Origin of the sequence: Lichenicoccus sp. (assembly GCF_965276875.1) — a bacterium.
GTDB lineage: Bacteria > Pseudomonadota > Alphaproteobacteria > Acetobacterales > Acetobacteraceae > Lichenicoccus.
Genome location: NZ_OZ255701.1, coordinates 2336590 through 2348454, shown reverse-complemented (window position 1 = coordinate 2348454; position 11865 = coordinate 2336590). Strand labels below are relative to the sequence as shown.

The 11865-nt window shown below is 64.8% G+C and carries 9 protein-coding genes; 1 reads left to right on the top strand and 8 read right to left on the bottom strand.

Annotation, left to right across the window (positions count from 1 at the left end):
- Nucleotide 1: 1 nt before the first annotated feature.
- The gene (locus ACQY4K_RS11370; RefSeq protein ID WP_428390321.1) at nucleotides 2-1462 is read left to right on the top strand and encodes an aldehyde dehydrogenase family protein; all 1461 of its coding nucleotides are present in this window, start codon (nucleotides 2-4) and stop codon (nucleotides 1460-1462) included.
- A 4-nt stretch (nucleotides 1463-1466) separates the two neighbouring features.
- Here the strand turns inward: ACQY4K_RS11370 and ACQY4K_RS11365 are convergent, their stop codons facing one another.
- The 8 genes from ACQY4K_RS11365 to ACQY4K_RS11330 form a co-directional block, all read right to left on the bottom strand.
- Nucleotides 1467-2246 carry a class II aldolase/adducin family protein gene (locus tag ACQY4K_RS11365; protein WP_428390320.1) on the bottom strand — a complete coding sequence of 260 codons (780 nt, stop codon included), beginning with the start codon at nucleotides 2244-2246 and terminating at the stop codon, nucleotides 1467-1469.
- A 20-nt stretch (nucleotides 2247-2266) separates the two neighbouring features.
- Nucleotides 2267-3433: an alpha-hydroxy-acid oxidizing protein gene (locus ACQY4K_RS11360; RefSeq protein ID WP_428390319.1), complete on the bottom strand. Its 1167-nt coding sequence runs from the start codon at nucleotides 3431-3433 to the stop codon at nucleotides 2267-2269.
- 19 nt (nucleotides 3434-3452) lie between these two features.
- Entirely contained in the window at nucleotides 3453-4922 is a 1470-nt protein-coding gene (locus ACQY4K_RS11355) for a carbohydrate porin (RefSeq protein ID WP_428390318.1), read from the bottom strand.
- 40 nt (nucleotides 4923-4962) lie between these two features.
- Nucleotides 4963-6492, bottom strand: coding sequence for an MFS transporter (locus ACQY4K_RS11350; protein ID WP_428390317.1), 1530 nt, complete (start codon nucleotides 6490-6492; stop codon nucleotides 4963-4965).
- A 66-nt stretch (nucleotides 6493-6558) separates the two neighbouring features.
- Nucleotides 6559-7767: an acetyl-CoA C-acyltransferase gene (locus ACQY4K_RS11345; RefSeq protein ID WP_428390316.1), complete on the bottom strand. Its 1209-nt coding sequence runs from the start codon at nucleotides 7765-7767 to the stop codon at nucleotides 6559-6561.
- Nucleotides 7760-8902 carry an acyl-CoA dehydrogenase family protein gene (locus tag ACQY4K_RS11340; protein ID WP_428390315.1) on the bottom strand — a complete coding sequence of 381 codons (1143 nt, stop codon included), beginning with the start codon at nucleotides 8900-8902 and terminating at the stop codon, nucleotides 7760-7762. The genes ACQY4K_RS11345 and ACQY4K_RS11340 overlap by 8 nt, the downstream gene beginning before the upstream one ends.
- A 23-nt stretch (nucleotides 8903-8925) precedes the next feature.
- Nucleotides 8926-10119, bottom strand: a complete 1194-nt coding sequence (locus tag ACQY4K_RS11335; protein ID WP_428390314.1) for an acyl-CoA dehydrogenase family protein — start codon at nucleotides 10117-10119, stop codon at nucleotides 8926-8928.
- On the bottom strand, nucleotides 10119-11855 hold the full coding sequence (locus ACQY4K_RS11330; RefSeq protein WP_428390313.1) for a class I adenylate-forming enzyme family protein: 1737 nt from the start codon (nucleotides 11853-11855) through the stop codon (nucleotides 10119-10121). The genes ACQY4K_RS11335 and ACQY4K_RS11330 overlap by 1 nt, the downstream gene beginning before the upstream one ends.
- Between the last annotated feature and the right edge of the window lie 10 nt (nucleotides 11856-11865).

Below are 11865 nucleotides of genomic sequence, written 5' to 3'. Positions count from 1 at the left end.
AATGTCCATCCTGGATAAGGCGCCACCCTCGTTCGGATCTGCTTCGACGAGCGACGAGGCGGCGATTGCGGAGCTCCATGCCGCCTTCGCGGCACAGCGCGCGGCGTTCCATGCGGATCGCCAGCCTGACCTTGCCGAACGCAAGTCGCGAATCGGCAAGCTCATGGGCATGCTGCTCGGTCACCGCGAGCAGATCAGCGCGGCCCTCAGTCAGGATTTCGGCTGCCATCCGGTACCGGCCTCCGATCTCATCGAGGTGCTGGGCCCGGTTGCCCGCGCCAACTACGTCCTCGAACGGCTGGAGGAATGGATGCGTCCGTCGCCGCGCGACGTCGACGCGGCCATGCTTGGCACGGCACAGGCCTACATCCAGAGCCAGCCGAAGGGAGTCGTCGGCAATATCGTGCCCTGGAACTTCCCCTTTGACCTGTCGGTCGGACCGATGATCGAGATGCTGGCGGCAGGCAATCGGGTCATCGTCAAGCCTTCGGAGTTTACGCCGGCCTGTGCGGCGCTGCTGCGAGAGATGGTGGCCAAGACCTTCGAGCCGACATTGGTCCATGTCGTGGTCGGCGGCCTGGACTTGGCTCGCGCCTTCTCGGAGCTGCGCTGGGACCATCTTCTCTATACCGGCAGCCCCAATGTCGGCAGGCAGATCATGCAGGCGGCCGCGCGCAATCTCACGCCGGTGACGCTCGAGTTGGGGGGCAAATGCCCGGCGCTGCTGACACCAGGTTCGGTCACCGCCGCCAATGTCGACTCCGTCATCGGCACCAAGACCGTCAAGAACGGTCAGATGTGCATCTCCGTCGATTACTGCCTGGTGCCACGCGCCGATGTCGACCACTTCGTCAGCCTGTCGAAAGCGTTCATGGCGCGCGTGGCGGAAAATTATTCCCAAAGCGAGGATTGCACAGGGATCATTTCGGAGCGCCACCTTGACCGCCTCTGTGACCTCTTGGACGAAGCGCGCGACCGTGCCAGCACGATCGTACCACTCGAGCCGAATGGCGCGATCGACCGACAGACAAGGCGGATGCCGATCTCGCTGGTGATCGACCCGAAAGCCGACCTGCGCATCATGCAGGAAGAGATCTTCGGCCCGATCCTTCCGGTCGTGCCCTATGACGACCTCAACGAGGCTGTGGCGATGATCAATGCCTCAGAGCGGCCGCTCGGCTTGTATGTGTTCGGCGACGACCAGGCCACGATCGCGCATGTTCTCGGGCAGATCACCTCCGGCGGTGCTGCGGTCAATACCTGTGCCCTGCAGGGCGCGCTACCGTCTCTCGCCTTCGGCGGAGTCGGGATGAGCGGCATGGGCCGCCATCACGGCATTGAAGGCTTTAGGGAGTTCTCCAACCAGCGCGGTGTCGTCGTGCGCGGAGAGGGCGACCATATCGACGCGTTCTTCGCGCCATATGGCAAGGCGGCGGCGCTCGTGCAGGCGGCGCTCGGCTAGACCTTCAGCTGTCGTAACCCGGGGCTTGCCGATCGAGCTTGCGCAATAGCCCCGGCCAGCCGAGCTGGCCAGCCTTGGCCATTCCCTCTCGCGGGTTCTGCGACGCGATCGTCTGCCGCGCCGCTTCCGGAGCGATCAGAATATTTGCGCGTCCCGCGGAGAGGGCGGCCACCTGTTGCGCGCAGGCGCGCTCCAGGAAGAACATGGTCGTCCAGACATGTGCGGCCGAGCCGCCTACCGCCAACGTGCCGTGGTTGCGCAACAGCATGGCGTTGCAGTCGCCGAGATCGGCGACCAGACGCTCCCGCTCGTCGAGGTTGGTCGCGACCCCCTCGTACTCGTGATAGGCAAGCTGCGGGATCATGATCAGGGCGTTCTGCCCGATCGGAAGCAACCCCTCTGCCTGCGCCGAGACGCCGACGCCACACGGCGTATGCAGATGCATCACACACAGGGCGTCGGCGCGCGCGGCATGGATCGCGGAATGGATGGTGAAGCCAGCCGGGTTGATCCGGTAGGAGGTTGGCATCACGATCTGTCCGTCGAGGTCGACCTTGACCAGGCTCGATGCGGTCATCTCCTCGAAATACAGGCCATAGGGATTGATCAGGAAATGGTGCTCGGGACCGGGCACACGCATCGAGATGTGGGTGAAGATGCCGTCGTCCCAATTATGCAGCGCCACCAGCCTGTACAGTGCGGCGAGGTCGACGCGCGCCTGCCATTCTTCCGGTCCGATCCGGCCCTGCAGCGATCCCGGGACTGCGCGTGCGTCATCCGCCATGATCATGGTCCTTGCTGATACTACCGCGCCACCCGCCGGAGCATGTCTGGCCGAAGCTCGGCAATTCTTGGGTATCCGTCGACCGCCATGTATAGGTCCGCCTCGGCCAGCAGGCAACGCAGCACGTGGACGATGCCGGCAACCCCGCCGACCGCAAGGCCGTAGGCATAGGGACGCCCGATGCCGACCGCGGCAGCCCCCATCGCCAGCGCCTTGATGACATCTGTCCCGGTGCGCACACCGGAATCGAACAGCACCGGCACCTTGCCCGCCGCCGCGACGATGCCGGGCAGCATGTCCAGCGCGGCCAAGCCGCCATTGGCCTGCCGGCCGCCATGGTTGGAACAGTAGATCCCGTCGACGCCGCCATCGATTGCGCGCCGTGCATCATCGGGATGGCAGATGCCCTTGATCAGCAAAGGCAGCCTGGTCAGCGACCGCAGCCACGGCAGGTCATCCCAGGTCAGCGGATTGCCGAAGACGCGCGCCCACTGCATCGTGGCGGCCTGCAGATCCTGCTCGGGCGGCCTGGCAAGCTGGGCACGAAATCGCGGGTCGGAGAAGTAATTGGCGAGGCAGAGCCCGCGGAGTTGTGGGAAGCTTGCCGTGCTGAGGTCGCGTGGCCGCCATCCCGTCAGCCAGGTATCGAGGGTGACGACAATCGCCTTGAAGCCGGCCGCCTCCGCGCGGTGCACCAGGCTCTCGGCCAATTCCCGGTCTGTTGGCGTGTAGAGCTGGAAAAACCCGGGTGTCGGGTCCAGCGCCTTGGCCACGTCCTCGAGCGGGTCGACAGTGAGGGTCGAGGCGACCATCGGCACGCCGGTCTGCGATGCGGCTCGGGCGGTGGCGAGGTCGCCGTGGCCATCCTGCGCGCACAGCCCGATCACCCCGATCGGGCTCATGAAAATGGGTGTGGGAAACTTCAGTCCGAACAGGTCGATGGACAGGTCGCGCTCGGTCGCACCGACAAACATACGTGGCACCAGGCCCCAGCCGTCGAACGCCGCCACATTGGCATCCTGGGTGCGTTCGTTGCCGCAGCCGCCGGCAACGTAGGAGACCAGGCTGGCCGGCAGCACGGCATGCGCCTTGGCCTGCATCTCCTCGAAGCGGATCGGCAGCCGGGGCTGATGGCCATGCAGGCCGGCGATATAGATTTCGTTCTGGTAATCGCCGAACCTGCCCATGCCGTCACCCCGCTATCGATCAGAAGAACTCCAGGTGTGTCTTGAACCCGAGGAAAGCCGCGTCCGGCAGATTGGCCTGGGCATTCGGTCGGATGTAGTACTGGAAATCCGGCGCGAAGGTAAAGCCGCGATAGACGTGGATCGCGTAGTTCGCCTCGAACGTCATGCCATAGTTCTGGATGCCGCTGGCGCCACCGGAGACGATGGAAAAGCCCTCGTCGAGCTCGTAACCCTGGGATTTGCCGAGCAGCCCGGAGACAGTTTGATAGGTCGCCAGCAGGTTGATCTGATCGAACGGACGGGCACTCCAAAAGCCAAGATCCTGCGCACCGACATAGAACTGGTCGGCGCGTGTCGCGCTCTCGGGATCATTGTGCGAGTAGCCGGCGAGCACGATGATTCCGGAATTTGGACCGGGGCCGTTGCGCACCACCATCTGATCGGCCTGGACATAGACCGAGCTGGTGCCGTGCAGATTGCGCGGCGGCAGGCCGTTCGTGGCAAAGGCCGAGCCGTTGATGGCGTAGTAATTATCCAGGTGGGTGTTATTGTCGTAGACGAAGCCGAGCTTGTAGTGCCCGGGTAGATGCTGTGCGCCAAAGCTCGGTACCCAGCCGATCTCGACCGGGAAGGCCTCGCCGGTGATGTAGTTGGTGCTCCAGTTAAAGCCCGTGCGGAAGCCTTTGCCGTAATTATAGAAATTGCTCTGGCTGAAATACACGCCGGTCTGGATGTAGGCGTGCGGCGAGGGCGCGAACAGCACATGCACCGCATACCCGGCGTCCGGATAGGTGGTGTGGGAGAGGGCGTTGTCGACGAAGTTTTTCGGGTTGCCGCACAGCGCGTTCGATGCGTAGGCGCAGAAGAGTGGCGACGCGTCGAAATAGTCGTCGAGGGGGATGCGACCAGCCTGGATTTGCAGGCCGCCGCCAAGCAGCGTCTCCTGTCCGTAGACCTGCACTAGATGGGCGACCACGTTGCCGCCGGCGCCGTAGACCTCGGAGCTGGCGTTCAGGGTGTCGCCGATTTGGTAGCTCGCCGGCAGGCCGCCATAGCGCGAGATGATGATTGAGTTGGTGGAAAAGCCGGTAATGCCGGCGAGCTTTTCCCAGTCTATGTCGGTCTCGAAGCCGACCTGGCCGTCGAAGCTGCTGCCGCCGCCAGTGTTCCCGGTAATATTGCGTGGACCACCGCCGCCGGTGACGTTGCCGGCAAGCTCCCCGATGGTATCAAGGAGAATGGCGATGCCGTGGTCACGCAACCAGGGCTGCGCACCGAACATCGTCGGAAACAGCGCCTCTGGCGCCGGAAGCGGCGGCACCGCCGACGGGTGCGCCACCTGCTGGCTGGACGACGCGCCTTGACCGCTGTTCAACGTCTGCGCGACGGCGGGAACGCTTACGCTCCCAACCGCTGCAATGCCGAACAGAGCGGCCGTCAGCCGCCTGGTTGCCTTAAGTCGCGGCATCCAGGGCTCCGTGGTAGTCATCAATATTCCTCCTGGTCTGGTCTTTTTATTTAAACTGACCCTACTCGGCCGGCGCGCCGGTGAGTTGCTCCATTTCCCTGGCCACCGCCCGATCATGCGCCGCCTCGTCGGCAAGAGCTGCCGTCGGACTCCAACGACCACGCATGACCATGACACTCGCCACGAACACCGCCACGCCGCCAAGACAGATCCAATACCAAGTCCGCCATTGGGCCGGGGAGTCGGCCGCAGCCTTCTGGATGACGCTTAGTTGTGCCATCAAAACGGGACTAGGTGCAACGTGCGCGGCCTTCGCCTGCATCAAACCGGCGATCACCGGACCCGAATTTATTAGAGGTGTGACCGTATTGATAACATGCGGGATCGCCAGGAACGCCGCCGTCACCACCAGACGAAGCAGCCAGCCCCAGATCGCGAGGCCGGTGGCGGTGAGTGCGGGATTGCGCGCTTCGACCGTCTCGGTGAAGGCCGCCATCCAGGTCGCATAGGCGGCGCCGACCAGCATGGACTGCACACAGCTTATCGCCGTCAGCGCCGCCCAACTCGGATGCAGTCCCGCTTGTATCAGATACAGCCAGCTTAGCGCAGCACCCCCAAGGCCGCCGATCAGCATGAAGGGTTTGCGCACACGCAACCGGTCGGAAAGCACACCGGCGACAATCAGGCTGACCGCATTGGTGGCCCACGTCCAGTTGGCCAGCGCATTGGCCTGGGCGAGGGTGAAATGGAAGATGGTCACCAGGTAGATCGTCCCGAACGCCACCGCCGTGTAGTAATAGAGGAGCAGCACCGACACGCCCAGCGCCGGAGCCACGATGTCGAGATGCAGCAACTGGCGGAATGGGGCGCGCAGATCGGCCGAAACATCCAGCCCACGCGCACGCGCCTCGACAAGAACCCGGTCGCGCATGGTCACCATGATCTGGTCGCGCAATGCCGGCGCCAACTCGCGCAGGAAGAAGAAGGCGAGCACGAAGATCGCCAGACCGATCCACCCGCAGATCACGAACTGGCTTTCCCAGGTCTTGAACGTCGGCAGCGTGAGCGTGGTCATCAGGCTGACCATCAGGCTGCCGAGCACCGGACCGATGGTCCACACACCCATCGCCGTGGCGCGGCCGACCTGGGGCGAGAAGTCCCGGATCAGTGCCGGAGTGGCGACCAGGATCACGCCTTCGACGAGGGCGACGGCGGCGTATTCAAAGGCGTAAACCAGCCGATTGGGCGCATTCGGTATCGCCCAGAGCGTCAGCGCGCCGACGATCAGCAGTCCGTAAACAACCAGGTTGGCGCGGCCGAACCGATCGGCCAGCCCGGCGAACAGAGAGGCAAAAGCGCCGACCAGATTGCCGATCGCGAGCACCACGACGAAGTAGTTGAACGGCATCTGGAAGTGGGTCAGCATCAGCGTCGCGACGCCGCCGCCGACATAGAGCTCATAGTAAAGGGCTACGGTGATCGCGACCACCAGCAACAGATAGCCGCGCCGCGCACCGGTCGATGGATAGGTGTCGAGTTCGCGCCCGCGCAGCCAGGCAGGCGACGTGGGGTGTCCCGTTTCAGCCGACATGTTCGTTTCCTGAGTTCTGGTTTTTATGGTTTGTCCGGCCCTGATGAAGCGAAGCACGCGCTCAGGTCATGGATAGATCTCAAACAGCCCGGCGGCTCCCATGCCGCCGCCGATGCACATGGTAACCACCCCCCATTTCGCCTTCCGGCGACGCCCTTCGAGCAGGATGTGGCCGGCCATACGCGCGCCGCTCATGCCGTAGGGATGGCCGATCGAGATCGCGCCGCCATTGACGTTCAGGCGCTCCTCGGGAATGCCGAGCCGGTCGCGGCAATACAGCACCTGTGCGGCGAAGGCCTCGTTCAACTCCCACAAATCGATATCGTCGACCGTGAGCCCATGCTGTGCCAGCAGCTTGGGCACCGCGAACACCGGCCCGATCCCCATCTCGTCGGGATCGCACCCTGCGACGGCGATGCCGCGGTAGGCGCCGAGTGCCTGCAGCCCGCGACGTTCGGCGGCACTGGCTTCCATGAGCACCATCGCCGACGCACCATCCGAGAGCTGCGACGCGTTGCCGGCGGTCACGAACGCGCCTTCAGCGATTGTCTGGCCGTCCTTGAACACCGGCTTCAGCCGCGCGAGGTCGGCCAGCGTCGTTTCCGGACGGTTGCCTTCGTCGCGCTCCAGCGTCACCTCGCGTTCGCTGGTCTCGCCGGTGGCCTTGTCGGTGACCAGCATGACGGCAGACAGCGGCACGATCTCATCGGCAAACTTGCCATTCGCCTGGCCAGCGGCCGTCCGCTGCTGCGAACTCAGCGCATAGGCGTCCTGCTGCTCGCGGCTGACACCGTAGCGCCCTGCCACGATCTCCGCGGTCTCGATCATGGTCATGTAGGTTTGCGGCAGGTGCTCGACCAGCCACGGATCGCGACCGCGAAAGCTGTTCGCATGCTGGTTCTGGACCAGCGAGATGCTCTCCAGACCGCCGCCGACGGCGATCGTCATGCCGTCGACGATGATCTGCTTGGCGGCGATCGAAATCGCCATAAGCCCAGACGAGCACTGCCGGTCGACGCTCTGCGCCGCGACCGTGACGGGCAGACCAGCGCGCAGCGCGCATTGTCGCGCCACGTTCATGCCCTGGGCACCCTGCTGCATGGCTGCACCCATCACCACGTCATCGATCTCGGCGGGATCGAGCGCGTGCGCGCGGGCGACCGCTGCCTTGATCGCATGCGCACCGAGCGCCTGCGCCTGGGTGTTGTTGAGGGCGCCGCGATAGGCGCGTCCGATCGGAGTCCGCGCGGTCGAAACGATGACGGCGTCACGCATGCTGATGTCCCGATTGCTGGTAGCGGCGGAGATGATAGTCCGATGAGCCGAGCGCGCTTTCGATCATCGTTGCGCGCTTGAAGTAATGGCTCAGAGCGAGTTCGTCGGTGAGGCCGATGCCGCCATGCGTCTGCACCGCGGCCTGCCCGACCAGGGTGCAGGCTCGGCCGACATAGCTCTTGGCGGCGGAGACCGCCCGGGCACGGTCGTCGGCGGCCAGCCCGAGCTTGAGCGTCGCCATGTAGGTCATCGACACGGACTGCTCGAGATGCATGAACATGTCGACCATGCGATGTTGCAGCACCTGAAAATCGCTGATCGCCCGGCCAAACTGCTTACGCTGTTTGGCATAGGCGATGGTTTGGCTTTGCAGCTGGCCTAAAACGCCGAGCGCCTCCGCGCAGAGTGCGGCGCGTGCCTCGTCCAGCACCAGTTCGACCAAGGGTAGCGCCTGGCCCTCCGGGCCGAGCAGGGCGTCGGCGCCAAGCGAGACGGAGTCGAACGCGACCTCGGCGTTGCGTCGGCCGTCGACCGTCGGGTAGGCGCGCATGGCGACGCCAGCTTGCGACGCGCTGACCAGGAACAGCGACACGCCGTCGCGCTCGCGCTGGGCGCCCGCGGTGCGCGCGGTGACCAGTAGCGTGTCCGCCCAGGGTGCTGCCTCGACCACCGACTTGCGGCCGTCGAGCCTCCATCCGGTGCCGTCGCGACGCGCCACGGTGCTGACGTCGGCGGCGTCAAACCGGCTTGTTGGCTCGCCCCAGGCGAGGGTCGCGATCAGCGTGCCGGCGATGATCCGCGACACCGCATCCGACGCCGCTGGGCTGTCGATACGTTTGAGCAATCCGGCGGCGATGACTACCGTTTCGAGATAGGGCTCGACCACCAGGGCCGCACCGAGGGCCTGCATGACCACCATCGTATCGACCGGACCGCCGCCGAAGCCACCATAGTCCTCGGGCAGCGCCGCACCGAGGACGCCGACATCCTCGGCGAGTGCCCGCCAGATCTCGGGGCGCCAGCCGGACTCCGTTCGGATCGCCCGTAGCCGCGCCTCGAAATTATACTCGTTGCCGAGAAACCGATCGAGACTGTCGCGTAACAGGCGCTGCTCGTCGGTGAAGGTGAAGTCCATTGCTACGGGTTCCGTGTCGATGCCTATAGGCCCAGTATGGCCTTGGCGATGATGTTGCGCTGGATTTCATTGGAGCCGCCGTAGATCGACGCCTTGCGCATGTTGAAATAGCTGTCGGCGGCGTCGCGCGCATAATCTGGACCGATCGCAAGATCATTATCGCCGGCAACAAGACCGGCAAGATGCGGACTGGCATAGCGGCCGGCGACGTCGAGGATCAGCTCTGTGCTGCGCTGCTGGATTTCGGTGCCTTTGATTTTCAGCAGCGAGGATTCCGGACCGGGGCCGCGCCCCTGGCTTTCACGCGCGAGCGTCCGCAGCTCGGTATATTCCAGCGCCATCAGCTCGATCTCGGTCTCCGCCAGCTTGCGGGCGAAGAACGGGTCCTCGATCATCGGCGCGCCGTCCTGCATCTCCTGGCGGGCGGCGGCACGCAGCTTCTCCAGCGCACGCTTCGAGCGGGCGACGCCGGCGATATTGGTGCGCTCGTGCGCGAGCAGGAACTTCGCACAGGTCCAACCCTTGTTTTCCTCGTGCACCCGGTTGGCGACCGGCACACGCACCTCGTCCAGCCAGACCTCGTTGACCTCGTGGGCGCCGTCCAGCGTGATGATCGGGCGCACGGTGACCCCAGGCGACGCCATATCGATCAGCAGGAAGCTGATGCCTTCCTGCTTCTTTGCCGCCGGATCGGTGCGGACCAGGAAGAAGCCCCAATCGGCGAATTGCGCCAAGGTGGTCCAGGCCTTCTGTCCGGTGACGATATAGTCGTCGCCGTCGCGCACCGCGCGGGTCGAGAGGCCCGCGAGATCGGAGCCGGCACCGGGCTCGGAATAGCCTTGGCACCACCAGACCTCGCCGCGCAGCAACGGCGGCAGAAAACGCTGTTTTTGTTCGTCCGTGCCGAAGGCCTGGATCACCGGCGCGACCATGTTGATGCCGAACGGCAGGATCGGCACAGTTCCGGCGTCCGCCAGCTCCTCGGCGAAAATGAACTTTTGTATCGCCGTCCAGCCCGGGCCGCCATACTCCTTCGGCCAGGACGGCGCCGACCAACCGCGCGCGCCGAGGATGCGATGCCAGGCCATGAAGTCCTCGCGCCGCAACTCCTCGTGCGAGTCCTGCCGGGCCCGTGTTTCGGCCGGATAATTCTCTGCAATGAATGCGCGGATTTCCGCGCGAAACGCGACATCCTCGTCGGCGAAATCGAGGTTCATCAGGTTGCCTCCTCAGTGAACAGGCGGCGCAGCTCCGGTTTGAGAACCTTGCCATTCGCATTGCGCGGCAGCGGCTCGTGCCGCAACAGCACGCGCACCGGCACCTTGAAGGCAGCGAGCTGCCCAGCCACGTGGGTGCGCAACTCGTCCTCATCGGCGGTAAAGCCGGGCTTGAGTGTCACCACCGCACCTGGCACCTCACCCAATGTCCTGTGGGCGATCGGCACCAGGGCCGCATCCATCACCGCCGGATGGCTGAACAGCGCATCCTCGACCTCAATTGAGTAGATGTTTTCGCCGCCGCGGATGATCACATCCTTGAGCCGGTCGACGATTGTGCAAAATCCCTCCTCGTCGAGGCGGGCGAGGTCGCCGGTCTTCAGCCAGCCATCGCGGAAGCTCGCCGCGGTCGCCTCTGGATTGTTCCAGTAGCTGCGCACGACATGCGGACCGCGTACCCAAAGCTCGCCGGTCTCGCCCACTGGCAGACTGCGTCCGTCGCTGTCGACGATCTTCATGTCGCCCACGGGTGTCGCCGGACCGCAACTCTCCGGTCGATGCGCATAATCCTCGGCAAAATGATGAGTAAAGGTGGAGCATGTCTCGGTCATGCCCCAGCCGCTGCCGCTCACGGCATGCGGCCAAGTGTCGCGCATCCGCCGCACCAGCTCGGGAGCTGCCGGGGCGCCGCCGTAGCTAACGGAATCCAGGCTCGACAGATCGTAGCGTTCACGTGCCGGATGTTCGAGCAACTGCCAGGGGATTGTCGGCACGCCACCGATGCTGGTTGCCCGCTCGCGCTCGATCAGCGCCATCGCCACCTCTGGCTCGAAGCGGCGCATCAGCACCACGCGCGCACCCATGACCATCGACACGGTCAGGAAGGCAAAGCAGCCGGTGACGTGAAAAAACGGTATCGCCATGATGCTGCATTTCTGCGGCGCCTCGGGGTCGAGCGCTGGGGGCGTCTCGCCGCGCCGCACGAAGCTGCGCACCTGCGAAAGCAGCGTCGCAAAAATCGGCGTGGTCGCCCCACGATGGCTGGCCAGAACGCCCTTGCTGCGGCTGCTTGTACCGGAGGTGTAGAGCAGGGTGGCATTATCCTCCGGGCCGACGCGGACCGGCGGCGCACCTACGGGTTCGAGGGCGCTCCAATTGGCAGACGGTCCGATCAGCGCCTCGAACGCTGTGGCGTCGCCCAGCGCCCCCGCCTCGGCTCTATTGCGACAGACAAAGGTGTGTCGCAGCGCCGAACAGTCCGGCAGGTGCTCGCGCACCCGCTCGTAGCGCTCGCCATCGAACACAGCCGCGACCGCACCGCAATCCACCAACCCATGCGCCAGTTCCGAAGCCGACCACCAGGCATTCAACGGCGTTGCCACCGCGCCCGCGAGCACCGCGCCGAAGAAAGCGACCGGCCACTCGGGAAGGTTTCGAATTGCGATGGCGACCCGATCACCCGGCCGCACGCCACGCTCGACCAGCGTGCGCGCGATGTGCATGGCTGCGCGCCCGAACGCATCGTAGCTGACCCGCTCTTGTTCATAGACCAGGAAAATACGCTCACCGAATGCTTGCGACGCCTCGAACACCTCGGTCAGCGTTTTCGGTCCGTTCTTCCAAGCGCGAACGGTGTGCCCATCGACCGTCAGCGCTTCCATCTCGAACATCGCGCCGGGCGCGGTCAGCATCGCGTGCGCATTGGCCAGACTAACGGCCGGCCAGCCCTCAGGCATTGGACTATGC

What these genes read in the sequence shown, in the direction of transcription:
- ACQY4K_RS11365 (WP_428390320.1), bottom strand. Translation starts at nt 2,246, where the DNA reads ATGGCGGATGACGCACGCGCAGTCCCGGGATCGCTGCAGGGCCGGATC.
- ACQY4K_RS11355 (WP_428390318.1), bottom strand. Translation starts at nt 4,922, where the DNA reads ATGACTACCACGGAGCCCTGGATGCCGCGACTTAAGGCAACCAGGCGG.
- ACQY4K_RS11330 (WP_428390313.1), bottom strand. Translation starts at nt 11,855, where the DNA reads ATGCCTGAGGGCTGGCCGGCCGTTAGTCTGGCCAATGCGCACGCGATG.
- ACQY4K_RS11350 (WP_428390317.1), bottom strand. Translation starts at nt 6,492, where the DNA reads ATGTCGGCTGAAACGGGACACCCCACGTCGCCTGCCTGGCTGCGCGGG.
- ACQY4K_RS11345 (WP_428390316.1), bottom strand. Translation starts at nt 7,767, where the DNA reads ATGCGTGACGCCGTCATCGTTTCGACCGCGCGGACTCCGATCGGACGC.
- ACQY4K_RS11360 (WP_428390319.1), bottom strand. Translation starts at nt 3,433, where the DNA reads ATGGGCAGGTTCGGCGATTACCAGAACGAAATCTATATCGCCGGCCTG.
- ACQY4K_RS11335 (WP_428390314.1), bottom strand. Translation starts at nt 10,119, where the DNA reads ATGAACCTCGATTTCGCCGACGAGGATGTCGCGTTTCGCGCGGAAATC.
- ACQY4K_RS11370 (WP_428390321.1), top strand. Translation starts at nt 2, where the DNA reads ATGTCCATCCTGGATAAGGCGCCACCCTCGTTCGGATCTGCTTCGACG.
- ACQY4K_RS11340 (WP_428390315.1), bottom strand. Translation starts at nt 8,902, where the DNA reads ATGGACTTCACCTTCACCGACGAGCAGCGCCTGTTACGCGACAGTCTC.